Raw genomic sequence first — 16,806 nt, 5'->3', positions numbered from 1 at the left:
GCGCCTGGCTTACTTCGGGCCGATACCCGCCGGGCGGAGCCGATAGTTTGGCAGGATGGACGAATGACTCTTTCACCTACCTTGACCTTTAATGACGGAAACACCATCCCCCAGCTCGGCTACGGCGTGTGGCAGGTTGAGGATGGCGTGGCTGAAAAGGTGGTCCGCCAAGCGTTTGAAGCGGGCTACCGCCACATCGATACCGCCAAGATCTACGGCAACGAGGCGGGCGTGGGCCGGGCGATCGCCAGTTCCGGGCTGTCCCCGGAGCAGCTCTTCATCACCACCAAGCTCTGGAACGCAGACCAGGGATATGAGTCCACGCTGGCCGCCTTCGAGGAATCCATGGACAGGCTCGGGCTGGAGACCCTGGACCTTTACCTGATCCACTGGATGCAGCCCAAGCAGGACAAGTACGTGGACACCTGGAAGGCCCTGATCGAGCTGCAGAAGCGCGGCCGGGTCAAGTCCATTGGTGTCTCGAACTTCACTGTCGAGGGCCTGCAGCGGCTCATCGACGAGACCGGCGTGGTTCCGGCCATCCACCAGATCGAGCTCCACCCGTACTTCAGCCAGCGGGAACTGCGTGAGTTCGGCGCGGCCAACGGGATTTTGACGCAGGCCTGGTCACCGCTGGGCCAGGGCGGCGAGCTGCTGGACGACGGAACGGTCGCCTCGATCGCAGCCAAGCACGGCGCCACGCCTGCGCAGGTTGTCATTGCCTGGCACCTAGCAATCGGCAACGTGGTCATCCCCAAGTCCGTCACCGAGTCCCGGATCCGGGAAAACTTCGCAGCGCTCGGGGTCAGCCTGGATTCCGGCGACGTCGAGGCCATCAACGCGCTGGACCGCTCCGCCAACGGCGAAGGCCGCATCGGCGCGGACCCCGCAGTTTCCGACTTCGCTTAGCCGGCGGCCGGCACCCGCGCCATGGTGCCAGCCCCGCAAACCGCCCCGGCCTGTCCAACAGGCCGGGGCGGCCCGCGTTAAACGGGTGCGGCAAGTAGCCGGAGCATGTCAGGCGGCAGTGCGGATGTGCTCGACTGACACTGCGTCAACGACGGCCCAGCCATCCTCTTCGCGGCACTGCCGGCTGGCGAAACGCTCCGCCTCGGCCAGCGTGTCAAAGACCTCGGCCCGGGCACGGCCGCAGTCGGCGTCGAAGTACGTGACGTGAAATTCCTGTACCAGTTGGTTTTCCATGAATCCAGTCTGCAACCGGGGTCTGACATTCTTCGGAATCATCCCCGCGTGTTGCTGTGACCGTAGACCTAAGTAGAAGAACCGGTCCCTATTTGGAAGTTTCGGTCTGGCAAGTAGAGCCAGGGTAGCCCCGCCAAGGGCGTCCGAGCTGCCAGAACATCAAACGTGGTGGGAATCCGGCTCACGAAGCTAAGGAAGATACGCGCAGCGGAGTCTCCCACACTGGCTATGTGCCGTACGAATTTTCGCGGTCGTCCGGTCCGGCTGAACAGGACCTTAACAAGTGTTAATTTGTGCATGAAGGGGACAGCCCGCCGGCCGCTCAACCCGCGTGCCTGTAATGACTTCGACTTGGGTTACTCGGTTTGTGCGTCCGCCCTCGTCAGGGTGACCATGTAGCGGTCGTCCCCTTCGATGCCGTCGTTATCGATCGATTCCAGGTTGAAGTACTGCACCTCCACCCGGTAGGTGCCCGGTGGCACCTCCATCCTCCCGCCGCTCATGCCGTTGTCTGTTGGTCCCGATACTGCCACCACTCCGCTGGGGACCTCCAGGGTTCCCGTCATGACCCTATCCACGCTGCCGGTGAATGAACGCTCCGAGTCGAGGCGGAGCAGAACGGGTGCGTTGAAATCGCGCGCTGTGCCCACGGCGATATAGCGGTCGCCCTGGACGAACATGGATTCGATGGTTTCGTCCGTCCATTTCGCCCAAAGATCCGAGAAGTCCGCGGTCGAGTCCGAGACCGTGAACTGGTGGTAATCGGTGAAGAGGTTGAATTCGGCGTCCATGCTGGCTCCTACCCGTCGTTGATCTGGACCATCAGCTCCTATCTGAACGAGGAGGCCCACGACTGGCCCGCGGACCGCGCCAGTCGCTGCAACTGGTCCCAGGAAGATGGCGTGGCCTCGCAAATTCTGAGCGCTTGATCAAGAAAGGCCAAGGCAGATTGCATGCCCGCCGATGAATCGAGGCCCGCATTCTGGGCCGAAATGTCGCTGATCTTGCGGACGAGCAACTCGTCCGAGCCCATGTCGGGCTGGCTGCACGAGTATTCGGCCGCTTCGCAAACCTGCCGTGCGGCCCACGCGGCCTCCTGAGCGTCATCAGACAGCCATGTCCTGATCGCGTACGCCAGTGCAGCAGCGGCGTTTTGCGCGTACCCCATATCAAACAACCATGGCTCGTCATCCGTAGGTCCGAATGCGGCGGCTTCGGAAGCCAACGAGCTGACGACGGCATTGTCTTTGGAAACAGCGCCCCAGACGGAGTCGAGGATGTCTCGTGCCCGCGATTCATTGGCGCTTTCTTCAGCCCTGCTCCAGTAGCGCTCCTGCAGGGGAACCAGGCTCTCCGCGCATGCCGCAGCGAAGGCCGTCTTGGCTCTCGTATCAAGGTGTGAAAGCCGCTCCTTCAGGGCCGCCTCGTCGTAAACCTCTGTTAACAACTCGTCACCACTTTGCTGTAGTCGGGCTAGTGACGCATTCAGCGCGCCGTTGACAGCTGTCACTTCCGCATGGCCTGTCGGCGAGACGGCAATCATATCGTCACCCCGGCCGTTGCCCTCTGTGCCCGTGTGAGGTCGCAACCACCCGAGGCCAGAACATTGACCCCCTCCTTGGTGCTGAGGGTAGCTGTCGTCCGCATATTCTGAGCGATGGGATCAAGGAGGCTGTGGATAGACGTTTCCCGCCAGTCATCTTCGCTGAGCCCGCTTGGGTCCGTGTTGACCATTGCTGCCTAAAGTAGGCGCCAAGAGAGCGATTCGAATGTACATCTACATATCGGACTGACGGGTTCCCTGATTCTTTGAATACTGCCGGGGCGCCTCGTCCCTGTCCTAGCCCTGTAGTGGAGAAAGGCCGGATATCTGTACTGGCCACTTTCCCGCCAACCCCGAATCGACCGGCGACTGCCACGATGGCGGCGTTGACGATGGCTCCGGGGCAGGACGAGTGGCGATTGTAGGCAAGAGAGCTGCCCGTACTGATTGCGGTGTCACCTTGGCCAATTGTCCGGCAGTATTCCAGGAATAACGGAAGACTTTTACAGAGTTACACGTGTCTCAGTTGCCCAGCCGAAGGACCCGCTCCTGCGCGAGCATCGCCGTCCGCTCGGCTCTGTCCGCGGCACGCGCTGCCTGCTTGGCCTCCGCAGTGGTGGCAGCCAGCGCTTTCCGGGAGCGCTCCAGCCGCTCTTCAACGCCCTTGAGCCTGGCACGGAGCTCGGCTGCCTCCTGGACGAGTTCCGTGATCCCGGTCCGTGCCTGGTCCGCCTGGTCCTGCAGCTCCCGGGCCGCCCGGGCAGCCTCAGCCTCTGCCGCCTGTGCCTCCGCCAGGGCGGCTTTGGCTTTCTCCAATGCAGGCGGTGACGCTGGACGCGGCGCCTGGCGGACCGCCTCAAGCCGCGGCCTGTCCGGCGTGGCACGGGCGGTGCCCGCCGTCGTCGTGCGCGGCTTCCTGCTTACTGTGGCTGATGGCGCAGGGCGCGGAACCGGGGCGGCCGGCGGCAGCGCGGAGGGCACCGCCACGGCCCCCTCCACATCGGCGGTGTTCATTCCGTCGGCGGACAACGCCTTCAGGAGGCGCCCGCTCCGCACGGCGGCCGCTGCCCCTTCATCGGCCGTCAGGGCCCGAAGGGTCTCCTCCACGTCCCCCGCTACGGCATCGCTGATGCCCCGGCCCTGCTCCCTGGCAACGGCACGGGCGGCCTCGACGGCGGCAGCAAGCAGGGTGCGGCGCTCACGCCCCAGCTCCCGCAGCGCCCCGGCGTCCAGCGACGACTGCGCCTCGCGCATCCTGCCACCCAGGGCCGCCAGCTCCGCAAGGACACCAGGCTGGTGCAGCGCCAGCATGTTGACGGTCCAGGCGGCAGCTGACGGCTTCGGCAGGGCGCGCACGGCTGCCCCAAGTTCCTTGTCCGACCCGGCAGCCTCCTTGGCCGCGACGGCGCGCGCCGCAACGAAGTCTTCCAGCGGCTTGGCATAAAGCCCGCTCGCGATCCCAGCCAGGGCCACGTCTTCCATGCACGCCATCTTAGGTGCCGCGACTGCCGCGGGCTCACGCCCCGCGGCCGACCGCGCCCGCTGCCGGCGTTCAGTCCTTGCGGCGGGGAGGACGAGGATTGCGTCGCCTACGGGACGTTCGCCCGATGCGTCGGAGGAATTGTTGACGACCTGCCCTCCCACGGCCATAGTGGTGGATCCGCCGCCGTCGAGGTTGATTGCCTCCCCCATGCCCAGCGACGTGGCCACGTCTGCCGCTTCTTTGATGCTCAGCCCAAGGGATGCCGTCTGGCGTCCCTCGGCGGTCACGGCCGTGCCCCGGGAGCGTTGACGGCGGTGACGGTGCCCTGGCTGTCCAGCACCACTTCCAGCCCCCGCCCGGACGGTGTGGCGGAGCCGAAGTCCTCGGTGAAAGCAATGACCTCATCGGGGTCCGTGCAGGTGTAGTCGTGCCCGAGGACGGTGGGAGCATCGGCCGTTCCGCCGCAGTTCCGGATGCGCCCCGGGACACGGTTAATGCCGTCCAGGGCCAGCCGTGCACCCTTGGCGGCCTTGCCGCGTCGTTGCTCTCCGGGGGGGCGCCGGCCTTTGGGTCCAGGACGAAGTAGCCGCCGTTGATGCCGGCGAGCGCACCATCGGCAGCCGACAGCTGGCTGGTGGTTTCCCGGTTGACCAGGTCGGGGCCGAACGTCGGGTGAATTCGCCGGGATGGCCACTTCAGCCGTCCAAAAAGGGAAGGGTTGGGGGTTCCGCGGGTAATCGACGTACAGGTCAGGCGGGGGGGGGCCGGCTCCGTCACGTCGCGCGTTTCGGGCAGGTCCCGGGCGCCGAGGTTAAGTTCGACGGCGGGAAGGGCTGGGCGTCCCCGGATGGGAGGGGCGGGGTGGCTGCGGAGGGGCCGGCGGTGGCAAGGAAGGCTCCGGGAAGCCCGGGGATTAGGGCGGTAATTGCAGCCTTGACCGGGGATTTGTGTGGGGATTCCATGCTGCGACCCTGGTCAGGCGCTTAACCGGAGGAAGAAGCCAGACGCCGGTGTTCAGCAGGTTGTGGCGGACTGTTCGCGGCTCGTTTCCACTGGCAGCTGCTGTACTGTTTCACCGCATGTTTACCGGCGGGTTCCCCCGGAGTTCCCGGCGGGAGGCGTCCTGTTCAAGGCTCCAAGGGACGTTGGCAGCATGCCCTTGATCCTGCCTGGAAACTCCCGTCTGATAGACCGCCGCCTCTTCCTCTCCGGCGTGGCCGGTGTCTCCGCCGCCGCCGCGCTGGCTGCCACCCCGGCCACCAAGGCCGACGCGGGCACGACGCCGGCGCGGAGCAAGGATGATCCCTTCACGCTGGGAATCGCATCCGGCGATCCCACGCCTTCCGGCGTGGTGCTGTGGACCCGTCTCGCGCCGAAACCGTTCGAGCCGAACGGCGGCATGCCTCCCGGCCACCCCGTCGTGGAGTGGCGTCTGGCCACCGACGCCGGGATGCGCAATGTTGTCCGGGACGGCAGCGCACACGCCCCGGCGCAGTTGGGGCACTCGGTTCACGTGGAGGTGGAGGGCCTGGAACCGGACAGCGAGTATTTCTACGAGTTCAAGTTCCGTAACCACTGGTCCCCTGTGGGCCGAACCAAGACCCTGCCGGCCCCCGGGGCCGATGTCAGGCAGCTGGATTTCGCCTTCGCCTCCTGCCAGAAGTGGGATGACGGCTTCTTTCCGTCCTACAGCCACATGGCAGCAGAGGACCTGGACTTCGTGGTGCACCTGGGCGATTACGTCTACGAGTACGAGATCGGGGCCGACGGCGGCCTGCGCCGCACGCCAGTTCCCGCCGCCGCGCAGCCGGCCCCGCAGACGCTTGAGCAGTGGCGGGCACGCTACGCCCTCTACAAGTCGGATCCCGACCTGCAGGCTGCACACGCCCGGTTCCCGTTCATCGTGACCTGGGATGACCACGAGGTCCAGAATGACTACGCCGGAGGCTGGGAAGGGCAGACCCAGGCCTTTACCGCAGTGCGGGCCGCGGCCTACATGGCGTACTACGAGCACCAGCCCTTGCGGGCGCGGTCGCTGCCCCAAGGCACGGACATGCAGCTTTACCGGCGGCTGCGCTATGGCCGCCTGGCTCAGTTGGACGTCCTGGATGGACGGCAGTACCGCGACGCTCCGCCCTGCGGCTGGGGCGAAGCCCAGGCATGCGAAGCGGCCTACGACCCCGCCATCAGCATGCTCGGCCCGGAGCAGGAACAGTGGCTCTATGCCGGGTTGCGCGACTCAGACGTGCGGTGGAACATCCTGGGAAACAACGTCATGGTCTCCCGCCTCGACCACGATGGCGCCGCGGGTGAGTTGCTGTGGCATGACGCCTGGGACGGCTTCCCGGCGGCCCGCAAGAGGCTGCTGGACGTGATCGCCGGGCCCGCGGTGCGCAATGCCGTGTTCGTCACCGGCGACTGGCACTCCACTTTTGTCAACGATGTCCACCTGGACTTTGACCGGCCGGACTCCCCGGTGGTGGCCACCGAGTTCGTCGGCACCTCCATCAGCACCAACGGCGACGTGCCAGTCTACGGGCCCTACTACGAGCCCATGATCGGGTTCAACCCGCACATCAAGTTCTTCGACGGCGACCGGCGGGGCTACGTCCGGTGCCAGGTCACTCCCGAGCGCTGGCGCACGGAGCTTCGCATGGCAACCGGGGTGGGCAGTCGGGCCGCAGGGCAGTACACGCATGCGGTGTTCGAGGTCGAAGACGGCGCACCGGGCGCAGTTCAGGTGTCGTAGCAGCTACCCCGTCTGCTACTTTTCCGGCCAGAAACGCTGCACTCCTGCCGCGGCCTGCCGCAGCTGTCCGCCGTCGAGCGTTATGGAACTTTCCTCCATGCCGAAGTCGATCCACTGGGCCACCAGGCGCAGGTCGCCGGCGGGCGGAAGCGGCCAGAGCCAGAGGGTGCCGCTGCCGGCCAGCTCATCGGGGGCTCCGCTGCCGCCACCGTTGTTCAGGACAAGGGTAGGGGGTTCCGGCTCCTCGGTGCTGCCCATAAACCCGTGGGGGCCGCGGGCTCCCGTGCTTGCCTTGGATCCGTCGGCGAACTGAACGCCGAACATCAGCCCGGAGAAGGGCACTGTGCCGCGGCGGAGGCGCATGCCCGGCTGGAAGAACAGTGCATGCTTGTCAGCCCAGTCATCCTCGTCTTCTTCGCCGCGGCGAATGATCCAGGACAGGTTCAAGGAACAGCCGGTGGAGAACACCTCCGCACTTCTGAGCGCCATGACCATCGCGGGACTGTGGTGAAGAAACTTGCCGACGTGGACCACGGCCGGCAGTTCATAGGACGGGGGAGCGGCCCACGGAGGCGGCTCGAACCTGGGGGCGGAGGGCCTGGGGCCGGACGCCGGGATGGGAAAGTCCTGGAAGAAGGTCACGGTGAGAGTCCTCGGGTCCATTGGCTGCGACCGACCAGCGGAACGGCGGCAGCGCCGCCCTGGATCCCCCAATCCGTCCTTGCCCGTCCAGTCTAGCCCTGCCCGGCCATCACCGCCGGGAACCACTCCTTGGTGTGTGCTGCGGGAGGGGACCGAATCCCGGTCCCCTCCCGCAGCCATGGTTCCTGCTGGCTCAGGGGCGGGCCTCAAACACGAAGAGTTCAGTGCCGGCGGCTTCCTCGCCGTCATCGGGGGCGGCGAACAGGCGCAGAACACCGCCATCAGATTCCAAGGCAACGGGGTTGCGGGTCATGGAGTGTCCGGCGGTGGAGAACTTCTGGAAGGGAACCTCGTGGATGATGGTTCCGTCTGCAAGGTCGGTCAGGGCGAGGCCGCCGAGCTCGAACGGTTTCCCGTCAGCAGTCTTCAGGCCGGTAACGCCCGAGCAGAGTTGGTGGCCGGCACCGGCGTACTCGCAGTCCTGGTAGTCAATGAAGTGGCTGGGGTTTGCCTGCGTCCCCAGGAGCGCGCCTTGGCGGTTCCAGGTGAACAGCTTCCGTGAACCCCAGCTGACGCCACTGATTCGGTTGGTCTTGCGGTCGGCGACGACCCCTCCAACGTGGTCCGCTTCGCGGAACTGCTCCGTGACCTGGTAGGTGTCAGGGTCGATTGTGTAGACGATTGAGCTGCTGTTCGGCCGGTATTCGGCGACGGGAATCCAGACGTTCTCGCCGTCGAAGTCTGTGCCGCCCGGGTGGTAGATCGTGTCCTCGCCCAGGACGATGTCTTTGAGCAGCTTTCCCTGCCGGTCGAGGACGAAGACGTGGCCACGGCCCTTGCCGGTTGTGCGGTCGTAGCCGTCAACGGGCGAAGGGTAGCGCACTGTCGGTTCGAGGATCTCGACGCTGCTGAGGAAGATTTTGTCGCCCACCAGCGACATGCCCTGCGGGTGGAAGGTCGGGAAGTCCAGCTTGAGCTTCTGGACCTGGTCCCACTGGGTGTTGCGGTCCACCTTGGTGAAGGCCTCGGCTTCTGCCGTGAGGCCCTTGGGGGCCTGCCCGTTGGTGGCAACAGCGGAGGTTCCGGCTGCCAGGGTGGCCGCGGCGACGGCCGCAATGGCCAGGACTCGCTTCATCTTCATGTCTGCTCCAGGTGCGTGTTGGGGGTGCCCGGTGGGGCCGGGCGCGATCAAACGTAGGCGCCCGGGATGGCGCGGCAGACAACGGCAGGTGTCGGGGGGATGAAGCCGGCGGCCAGCGCGGGGAATGCCCCGGGGATTTCAGCTGCTTGTTGCCCTACACCCACTTCTCGGTGCGGATGCGATTGGACAAGCGCCTCGCTGCCGTGACGGGGCTTGGAATCGACGGGCGGAAGCTCATGGACCTGGACCGGCACGGCATCAACTGGCGGCTGGACCCGCGCCTGCGGGAAGACCAGCAAACGGGAGCGGGTCTATGCCAGGAACAACATCGACCGAGGGCACCTGGTCCGCCGGGCCTCCGCCGTGTGGGGTGACACCCTGGCGGAGGCCGCACAGGCCAACGAGGACACTTTCCACTACACCAACGCCGCTCCCCAGGCGGCAAAGTTCAACCAGGGCCTGGAACTGTGGCTCGGGATGGAGTCCTACCTGCTGGATCATGCAGCCGGGCACCGGAGGAGGGTCGTGGTCTTCACGGGTCCGATCTTCAGCGACGTCGACCCGGTTTACCGCGGAGTGGACATCCCGTTGCGATTTTAAGGTTGCAGCCTTTATCCACGAAGGTGAACTGGCGGCCACCGGTTACATCGTGGACCAGACTCCGCAACTGGCGGAATTGCCGGACGTGCCGCGTCCCGGCGCACTCGACGGCACCCCGCCACTGGGCCCGTTCCGTACCTTCCAGGCACCGATCCGTGACATCGCCGAATTGACGGGGCTGGATTTGGAGCAGTTGGCCGCCGTTGATCGAATGCCGATCGCAGCGACGCTCGGAGCAGCCGCCGTTGGATCAACCTGGCGGGAACTGGCGGCAATGGAAGACCTGGATCTTGACTTCGACCTCGAGTTCTAAAAAGCTGCAGCGCGCCCAACAGCGGAACGGCAAAGGTCGTTCAGGTAGTCGGCCAAGGCAACAGGTTCCTGGCCGGGGCCTGCAATCATCAGCTCCCCGTGCCGCGTCAGGACCATTGCATCGCCACGGGGTTCCTCGCCCATCCTTACGGCGAGGATGAACTGTTCGTAGCGGTCGGCCAGGCTCGGGCAGCTGACGGGCAGTAGCCTGTGTGCGCCGCGGATGACCTGAACCGGGTGGTTGCGGACCATGCGGCCGGAGCCGTCCACCACCACCTCCGCCACCGCCGTGTTGGAAGCAGCGGCCTTTAAGGGGTGGTCCTGTTCCAGGCTGCCCAGAATGTAGGCGGGTGCCCATTGGCGCCCATGCGGATCGCTGACCGGTACTGGCGTCCTTCCGGCGACCCGGAGCGTGGCCACAACACCACCCACAAGCTCGGCAAAACGGGGTTCAAACCGCATCCGCAGATCCGGGCCCGGTGCTGGCAGCAAGTCGGCCAGGGAAGGGGCAGTGGCTGTGTTTCGGTGGAATGCGCGTCCGGGAAAGCCTGCGGGAATAGCCATGCCGGTCTCCTGTCCGAGGCCCCTCTGGCTGAGCCTTCACACCAGAATGCGGCGAATGCCTGCCGGCTGTAAAGCATCTGCGCGGATCCAGGCAGGACGAAAGCCATAAAAAGCAAGGGAGGGAAGCCGGGGAACTGCCCAGCAAACCCGCCTGACGATTAAACGAGCGAAAAACACCCAGAAACTTTGGTTTCTAGGTGTAAACACCGCAAGACTCGCCCCTACCGGCCACAGACCAATGGCAAAGTAGAACGCTTCAACCGCACCCTCACCACGGAATGGGCCTACGCCCGGGAGCACTGACCGGCTTCAGGAATGGGCTGCACGCTTCCCTGGGGAAAACGTCCGGGACTGAGCTGTCCTGCTGATCAGGGGCGTTTCAGCCACTGAGCGTAAGGCTCGCCGCTGCCTCGCCGTCAGCTGTTTGGGCTTCGGCGTGGGCTGCGTGTCTGACTTCAGCCCCAGGCGGGCGCCGGGCTTTGGCCAGGGCGATCAACAAAGTCTGGATCGTGACCATCCAGGTAAGCCCGGTGAGGAAAACCAGGGCGATCGCCGCTAACGGGTGCATGGCGAAGTCTAGGACGGCATGACCGGATACTCTGGCGCAACTCAGCAACACCTGGGCACGAAAAAGGTGCGCCCCGTTCGCTGAGCGCACCCTTCTCGTAAAAGCGGTTAGTCTTTGAAGGCGTCCTTGACCTTTTCGCCGGCCTGCTTCACATCGCCTCTGGCCTGGTCTGCCTGGCCTTCAGCCCGCAGGCTGTCATCGCCGGTGGCGTTGCCCGCAGCTTCCTTGCCCTTGCCGCCGGCTTTCTCGGCAGCGTTCTCAATCTTGTCGCCTAGTCCCATGGTGTTTCCTCCTCTGGTTGGCAGCCGTTCGCATTCGGCTGCACCCATACTAAGCATGCTGATGATCTGGTTGGCAAGCCAAAGAAGTCATGCTTGCCTGTGCGCCGTTAGCCTTTTCGGCCCGGCAGCAGCAGGAGCGCGTCGCCGACCGGGCGTTCGCCGGCGGCGTCCGAGGGGGAGTTCACGACCTGGCCGTTCTGGACCATGGTGGTTGATCCGCCGCCGTCGAGGTTGATGGCGTTGACCATGCCCAGGGAGCGGGCGACGTCGGCGGATTCCTTGATGCTCAGGCCCAGGCTGGTGGTCTGGCGTCCGTCGGCGGTTACCAGCAGGGTGCGGCCCTGGGCGTCAGTGCCGGCGATGGTGCGGGGGTTGCGCTTGTGGACCCAGCCGTAGAAGAAGCTGTTGCTGTCGTTGGTGCGGACCATGCCGTCACGCTTGGCGGTGACGTTGAGCTGGCCGTTTTCGACGAGGGTCGGGCCGCCGTTGACCACGTCCGTGGTGGCCCCGGTCTTCAGGGTCTTGCCGCTCTCGTCGAGCAGGTCCGTGTCGATTTTCACCTTGGCGCCGGGCACTGCCAGGGCGGCGAGCTTGTCCGCGTCCGCCCCGATGGCCTGCAGAGCCTGCCCGCCGGCCGGGAGGGTGGTGCCGCGGGCGTGGTTGACGGCCGTGACGGTGCCGTGGGCGTCGAGGATGACTTCGAGTCCCGGCCCTGACGGGGTGGGGCCGAACTCGGGGGTGATCGCTACGATTTCGTCCGCGTCCGTGCAGGTGAAGTCGTGCAGCGGCAGGTTGGTGGGGGTGTCGTCGGTGCCGCCGCAGTTGCGGATGAGACCCGGCACGCGGTTGATTCCGTCCAGGGGCAGGGATCCCGTGTTGGCGGCGCCCGTGACCGTGCCGTGCCAGTGCAGCCGCTGGACGGAGCTGCTGTTCTCGTCGAGGACCAGGGAGGGACGGTCTCCGACGGGTTCGCTGAGGACCTTGCCGTCGTGGACTGCTGCGCCTGCGGGATCACCGGGGGCGCCTGCCGCCGGGTCCATAACGAAGTAGCCGCCGTTGATTGCCGCAAGTGCGCCGGCGCCGGCAGCCAGTGAGCTGGTGGTTTCGCGGTCCTGGAGGTTCGGACCGAACGAAGAGGTCAGGTCGCCGCGGAATTCCTTCGGGTCAATGGTGAGCACCTCCAGCTTCCAGGGCCCGCGGTCGTCCTCGCTGGAGCCGGCGTCGCCGTCCCAGCCGGTGTAGATGACCGAGGACTTGTAGCCTGCCGCCTTGATCTGGTCGACGGTGGCGGCCCCGTCAGCCTTGGCCGCGAACTGTCCGGCGCGGACCCGGTAGCCGAGGTCACCGCCGGCGTCGGCCAGCTGGGGTGACTGGACGTGCTCGACCCGGGCTGTGACGCCGGCCGCGGTGAGCCTGTCAGCGACCATCTGGGCCTGCGCCTGGGAGGACAGCGCCGAGGAGGGCGCGTCAGGGTCCGGTGAGGTGGACGGGACAGCCACTTCGGCGGTCCAGAAGAAGTCCGGGTTCGGGGTGCCCCGGGTGATGGAGGTGCGGGTCAGGCCCGGGGCCAGTGTGGTCACGTTCCGGGTCTCGGGAAGGTCCGGCGCGCCGAGGTCAAGGTGACCGGGCTGCGATGGTGCAGAACTCTGCTGATCCTGCGTCGGAGCCAGGGGCGCCGCGGTGGAAGCGCCGGCCGGGGCAAGGAAGGCAAGGGGAAGGGACACGGCCAGCGCGGTGACGGCCGCACGGCGGTGCCGGGCCGTCGTGAGGACGCGGCGGGTGGTTGAGGAGCTCATTGTGGGGCCTCTTAAGGTTGGGGTCTCAACAGGAGCTTTCAAGTTACTGATCGGTAATTAACCGGATGTGGCTGGGAGGTTAACTGGGGATGCGGGTATGGATCGTCCCGACGCAACAGACAGCCGACGACACGGGGCAAGCCGGAATAGCCGCATGGCAACCTGAAGATTTACGGCTTCTTTGGGAGACTGTGTTTTGGGCCCGCTCGGAGGAGATGGCGAGTCCCCGCCCTCACGATCGCTGCCCTGCGGCTCCGGCAACGTTTGAAGCGTGTTAACTCCCGGTTCATCGCCCCCTTGATTCCCCTTGACTGAATGGACCGGACATCGCCCAGACCCTCAGGAGACATTGTGTCCCTTTCTCGTGCAACTTCCCGCCGTCGCTTCCTCACCTTGAGCGGGGGAGCGGCTGCGACAGCAGCCATTTACGGGTTCTCCACCGCCCCGGCATGGGCGGAGCCACGCTTCCCGCAGAATCCGTTCACCCTGGGAGTCGCCTCGGGCGACCCCGCCCCGGACGGCATCGTCCTGTGGACGCGGCTGGCACCGGAACCGCAGGCAGCTGACGGGCTCGGCGGAATGCCGCCGTATCAGCTCGAAGTGGTCTGGCAGGTCGCAACCGACCCGGAGTTCCGCACTGTGGTCAAAGCAGGAAGTGAGTCGGCCACACCGGAGCTTGCCCACTCCGTTCACGCCGAGGTCGTGGGACTGAACCCATCGTCTGACTACTGGTTCCGTTTCCGTGTCGGCAACGAGGAAAGCCCGGTCGGGCACACCCGCACGGCGCCGGCGGCCGGGTCGGATCCGGGCAAGATCACCTTCGGCCTGGCCTCCTGCCAGTCCTGGGCCGGAGGCCGCTACGCCGCCTACCGCACAATGGCTCAGGAGGACCTTGACCTGGTCGTGCACGTGGGGGACTACACCTACGAGGGCAAAACCCACGAAAGCCTGGCCGACTTTCGAAACAACCATGCCAAGTACAAGAGCTCCCCTGACCTGCAGGCCGCGCACGCCAGGTTCCCCTTCGTCGTCACCTTCGACGACCACGAAGTTGAGAACAACTGGGCCGCGGGCGTGTCCCAACCGGACAACGAGGCCTCCAACGAACCCCAGCGGTTCCTCCAGCTGCGCGCCAACGCTTTCCAGGCCTATTACGAGCATCTTCCGTTGCGCCGCCCGCAGCGGCCCACCGGCCCGGACATGGTCCTGTACCGCGGCCTGGACTACGGCAACCTGGCAAGGTTCCACGTCCTGGACACCCGCCAATACCGCTCCGACCAGCTGACCGAGAACTTCCCCGGCGGCCCGCAGCACCCCGACGTCTATGACCCCTCACGCACCCTGATGGGTGACGCGCAGGAGCATTGGCTCTTCCAGGGGCTCGCGTCCTCCCCGGCACGCTGGAATGTCATCGCCCAGCAGACGATGATGGCCCAGTACGACTACGACCCGTCCGAGGTGTTGTCCGTGAACCACGACCAGTGGGACGGCTACGTCGTCTCACGCAACAGGCTCACCAACTTCATCAACCAGCAGAACCCTGCCAACCCCGTGATCCTGAGTGGTGACTGGCACGCTGCCTTCGTCAACGACGTCCTCCTCGATTTCGCTGATCCGGCCTCGAAAGTCGTCACTACCGAGTTCGTCGGGACCTCCATCAGCTCCGGTTGCGGCTGGGCCCAGTCCATCAAGAACGCCCTGCCCAACAACCCGCACACCCGTTACATCAACCCGGATAAGCGGGGCTGGACCCGCTGCACCGTCACCCCGGACGAGTTCCGCAGCGATTACCTCACCGTGGCCTCAGCCGCAGACACTACGTCTCCGGCTGTCGTGGACGCGTCCTTCGTGGTCAGCAATGGACGACCAGGGGCCCAGCGAGCCTGAGCGCCCGGAGCGCGGGGCAGGTACTTCAGGGCTGCCCCGCTCGTCTGCCGGCTCAGCGCGTTTCATTGCCTGATCGCTACGATGACGGGGTCACTGTTGAGTCGAAGCGGAAGCGCCACGAATACGCAGCTGAGTTCGGCGGGCTACGTACTGGTGCCGGAACCCAGATGGCTGCCCGGCAGCAAAGTGTGCCATAAGTGTGCCCTGCCCTCGGGCAGCAGCACCCGGTTAACCAGCGAAAAACCCCGGAAACCCCCGAAAACAGGGGCTGTCCGGGGTTTATCCCGAGCTTCCTATCAGAATCGAACTGATGACCTTTTCATTACGAGTGAAACGCTCTACCGACTGAGCTAAGGAAGCACCGCATGATCCTCCGGCGTAACCGGGCGCCTCATGCAAGATTCAACTGTAATAGAGTCCCCGCGCCCGGGTCAAAATGGACGGCCGGGGAGCTGCTGAGGCCTTCAGCACACCGTGTTGTCGGTGGGAACCTTTCCGCTGACAAGGTAGGCGTCAACCGCATCCTCGATGCAGGCGTTGGACCGGCCGTAGGCGGTGTGGCCTTCGCCTTTCCAGGTCATAAGTGCCGCATTGCCCAACTGCTTGCGCAGCGATGACGCCCATTCCACCGGCGTGGCAGGGTCCCCGGTGGTGCCGATCACCACGATGGTGGACCCGCCGTCGTATTCCACCGGGGCGGGCGTGCGCACGTTCGGGTACGGCCAATCGACGCAGTTGGTGCCGCCATAGGCAAAGAAATACCCGAAGGTGGGGGAGTCCTGCATCAGGCGCTGCTGTTCGGCACGCATTCCGGCGGTGTCGGACACCATGGGGTAGTCAAGGCAGTTGATGGCGTTGAACGCAAAGGTCGAGTTGGACGTGTAGGTCCCGTTGGGTGAGCGGTCTGCGCCGAGGTCCGCGAGCCGCAGCATAAGGCTTACATCCCCGGTCATTGCCGCGTCCAAAGCCTGGGTCAGGGCGGGCCAGCTCTGGTCGTTGTACAGCGGCGTGATGAGGCCGCTCACGAACGTGGTGGCATTGACTACACGGCCGTCCTTTGCCGTGCGCGGAGTCTGCTGGACGGCGGCGATCAGGTCCCGGATTTGCTGGACGCCCGCCTCCACGTCTCCGCTCAGCGGACATCCGTCCTGGCCCTGGCAACTGGCTACATAGGCCCGAATGGCCTTTTCGAAGGCGCGGGCCTGGCCGCTGGTCAGCTCCTCATTGCTGATGGACGGATCCAGGGCACCGTCGAGGACCATCCGGCCCACATTGTCAGGGAAGAGCGAAGCGTACGTGGATCCCAGGAACGTGCCGTAGGAGTACCCGAGGTAGTTGAGCTTTGCATCATTGACCACGGCCCGGAGGATGTCCAGGTCCTTCGCGGAGCTGACGGTGTCGATGTGCGCCAGGACCGGGCCGGTTTGCTCCCCGCACTGGGTGGCAATCGCTTTGTTGTCCGCCAGGGCGGCAGCAAGTCCGGCATCCGTTTCGAGGTCGTAGACCTTCGCCCTGGCTGCGTCCCGTTCAGCGTCCGTCATGCAGGTCACGGGGGCGGACCGCTTCACGCCCCGGGGGTCGAAGCCCACGACGTCGAACGAATCACGAACAGCCTGGGAGAAATGGGTTCCAGCGGCATCCTTGACGAAGTCGTAGCCGGAGGCGCCGGGACCGCCCGGATTGACCAGGAGGCTCCCGGCCTTTTCCCCCGTGCTCGAAGCCCTCAGCGCTGCGAGCTGGATCGTCCCGCCGTCGGGATTGCCGTAGTCCATGGGCACTGTCACCTTGGTGCACTGGAACTCGCCCTCGCACGGCTCCCAGACGACTTCCTGGGAATAGAACTTCTCCAGCCCGGCGGGAGCAGACGCAACGATCGAGGGGTCGGCCTTGGCGGTGGCAGCCTCCTGGCTGCGGTCGCCGCCACTGAGGAGGCTGCAGGACGCCAGAACCATGGCAAGAACCATGGCCCCAAGTGCGCGGAAGCCAAGCGCCACGGGTCGCGGCCGTGCGGGCAGGGGGCGGGCAGTCATCGGTCTC

General features: G+C 65.6%; 17 protein-coding genes, 1 tRNA gene and 1 pseudogene. 6 read left to right on the top strand and 13 right to left on the bottom strand.

Features of this window, described 5'->3' with window-relative positions; all coding sequences use genetic code 11:
- The first annotated feature begins 63 nt into the window (after window positions 1–63).
- Window positions 64–909: an aldo/keto reductase gene (locus GK109_RS06365; RefSeq protein ID WP_157239138.1), complete on the top strand. Its 846-nt coding sequence runs from the start codon at window positions 64–66 to the stop codon at window positions 907–909.
- A gap of 108 nt (window positions 910–1,017) precedes the next feature.
- Here the strand turns inward: GK109_RS06365 and GK109_RS06360 are convergent, their stop codons facing one another.
- The 5 genes from GK109_RS06360 to GK109_RS22055 all read right to left on the bottom strand — a co-directional run bounded on the left by GK109_RS06360 (window position 1,018) and on the right by GK109_RS22055 (window position 4,923).
- Complete coding sequence (locus GK109_RS06360; RefSeq protein WP_157239136.1) at window positions 1,018–1,203, bottom strand: hypothetical protein; 186 nt, start codon at window positions 1,201–1,203, stop codon at window positions 1,018–1,020.
- Window positions 1,204–1,559: 356 nt separating this feature from the next.
- On the bottom strand, window positions 1,560–1,994 hold the full coding sequence (gene comJ / locus GK109_RS06355) for a competence protein ComJ (RefSeq protein WP_157239134.1): 435 nt from the start codon (window positions 1,992–1,994) through the stop codon (window positions 1,560–1,562).
- 38 nt (window positions 1,995–2,032) lie between these two features.
- Window positions 2,033–2,746, bottom strand: coding sequence for a DUF416 family protein (locus GK109_RS06350; protein WP_157239132.1), 714 nt, complete (start codon window positions 2,744–2,746; stop codon window positions 2,033–2,035).
- A 522-nt stretch (window positions 2,747–3,268) separates the two neighbouring features.
- Window positions 3,269–4,516 carry a phosphodiester glycosidase family protein gene (locus GK109_RS06345; protein WP_370460437.1) on the bottom strand — a complete coding sequence of 416 codons (1,248 nt, stop codon included), beginning with the start codon at window positions 4,514–4,516 and terminating at the stop codon, window positions 3,269–3,271.
- Window positions 4,513–4,923, bottom strand: a complete 411-nt coding sequence (locus GK109_RS22055; protein WP_231754809.1) for a hypothetical protein — start codon at window positions 4,921–4,923, stop codon at window positions 4,513–4,515. Before GK109_RS22055 ends, GK109_RS06345 begins: the two co-directional genes overlap by 4 nt.
- Window positions 4,924–5,382: 459 nt before the next feature.
- Between GK109_RS22055 and GK109_RS06335 the strand changes: the two genes are divergently transcribed.
- Complete coding sequence (locus GK109_RS06335) at window positions 5,383–6,978, top strand: alkaline phosphatase (protein WP_157239130.1); 1,596 nt, start codon at window positions 5,383–5,385, stop codon at window positions 6,976–6,978.
- Between the two features lie 15 nt (window positions 6,979–6,993).
- Here the strand turns inward: GK109_RS06335 and GK109_RS06330 are convergent, their stop codons facing one another.
- Both GK109_RS06330 and GK109_RS06325 read right to left on the bottom strand, forming a co-directional pair.
- The gene (locus GK109_RS06330) at window positions 6,994–7,620 is read right to left on the bottom strand and encodes a hypothetical protein (protein ID WP_231754808.1); all 627 of its coding nucleotides are present in this window, start codon (window positions 7,618–7,620) and stop codon (window positions 6,994–6,996) included.
- A gap of 193 nt (window positions 7,621–7,813) precedes the next feature.
- Window positions 7,814–8,761: a DUF6454 family protein gene (locus GK109_RS06325; RefSeq protein WP_157239129.1), complete on the bottom strand. Its 948-nt coding sequence runs from the start codon at window positions 8,759–8,761 to the stop codon at window positions 7,814–7,816.
- Window positions 8,762–8,974: 213 nt separating this feature from the next.
- Here GK109_RS06325 and GK109_RS06320 point away from each other — a divergent pair, with 213 nt between their 5' ends.
- Both GK109_RS06320 and GK109_RS06315 read left to right on the top strand, forming a co-directional pair.
- Window positions 8,975–9,361 carry a DNA/RNA non-specific endonuclease gene (locus tag GK109_RS06320; RefSeq protein WP_157239127.1) on the top strand — a complete coding sequence of 129 codons (387 nt, stop codon included), beginning with the start codon at window positions 8,975–8,977 and terminating at the stop codon, window positions 9,359–9,361.
- A 49-nt stretch (window positions 9,362–9,410) separates the two neighbouring features.
- Window positions 9,411–9,674 (top strand): hypothetical protein, encoded by a 264-nt coding sequence (locus GK109_RS06315; RefSeq protein ID WP_157239125.1) that lies wholly within the window; start codon window positions 9,411–9,413, stop codon window positions 9,672–9,674.
- Here the strand turns inward: GK109_RS06315 and GK109_RS06310 are convergent.
- Window positions 9,671–10,237 (bottom strand): hypothetical protein, encoded by a 567-nt coding sequence (locus GK109_RS06310; protein ID WP_157239124.1) that lies wholly within the window; start codon window positions 10,235–10,237, stop codon window positions 9,671–9,673. The genes GK109_RS06315 and GK109_RS06310 overlap by 4 nt on opposite strands.
- Before the next feature lie 201 nt (window positions 10,238–10,438).
- On the opposite strand from GK109_RS06310, the pseudogene GK109_RS06305 reads away from it, so the two are divergent.
- Window positions 10,439–10,537: pseudogene (locus GK109_RS06305) on the top strand (integrase core domain-containing protein); the annotation flags it as partial.
- 79 nt (window positions 10,538–10,616) lie between these two features.
- On the opposite strand, the gene GK109_RS06300 reads toward GK109_RS06305, so the two are convergent.
- The 3 genes from GK109_RS06300 to GK109_RS06290 all read right to left on the bottom strand — a co-directional run bounded on the left by GK109_RS06300 (window position 10,617) and on the right by GK109_RS06290 (window position 12,882).
- Window positions 10,617–10,805, bottom strand: coding sequence for a hypothetical protein (locus tag GK109_RS06300; RefSeq protein WP_157239122.1), 189 nt, complete (start codon window positions 10,803–10,805; stop codon window positions 10,617–10,619).
- 107 nt (window positions 10,806–10,912) lie between these two features.
- Window positions 10,913–11,086: a CsbD family protein gene (locus tag GK109_RS06295; protein WP_157239120.1), complete on the bottom strand. Its 174-nt coding sequence runs from the start codon at window positions 11,084–11,086 to the stop codon at window positions 10,913–10,915.
- A gap of 107 nt (window positions 11,087–11,193) precedes the next feature.
- On the bottom strand, window positions 11,194–12,882 hold the full coding sequence (locus tag GK109_RS06290; protein ID WP_157239119.1) for a phosphodiester glycosidase family protein: 1,689 nt from the start codon (window positions 12,880–12,882) through the stop codon (window positions 11,194–11,196).
- A 351-nt stretch (window positions 12,883–13,233) separates the two neighbouring features.
- Between GK109_RS06290 and GK109_RS06285 the strand changes: the two genes are divergently transcribed.
- Complete coding sequence (locus tag GK109_RS06285) at window positions 13,234–14,769, top strand: alkaline phosphatase (RefSeq protein WP_197432421.1); 1,536 nt, start codon at window positions 13,234–13,236, stop codon at window positions 14,767–14,769.
- Window positions 14,770–15,056: 287 nt separating this feature from the next.
- Here the strand turns inward: GK109_RS06285 and GK109_RS06280 are convergent.
- Together GK109_RS06280 and GK109_RS06275 are read right to left on the bottom strand one after the other, a co-directional pair.
- A tRNA-Thr gene (locus GK109_RS06280) sits at window positions 15,057–15,129 on the bottom strand.
- A 104-nt stretch (window positions 15,130–15,233) separates the two neighbouring features.
- Window positions 15,234–16,799, bottom strand: a complete 1,566-nt coding sequence (locus GK109_RS06275; protein WP_157239115.1) for an alpha/beta hydrolase — start codon at window positions 16,797–16,799, stop codon at window positions 15,234–15,236.
- Window positions 16,800–16,806 lie beyond the last annotated feature (7 nt).

This window comes from Pseudarthrobacter sp. GA104, assembly GCF_009741265.1.
Taxonomy (GTDB): Bacteria; Actinomycetota; Actinomycetes; order Actinomycetales; family Micrococcaceae; genus Arthrobacter.
This window is presented reverse-complemented; position numbering and strand designations above follow the sequence as displayed.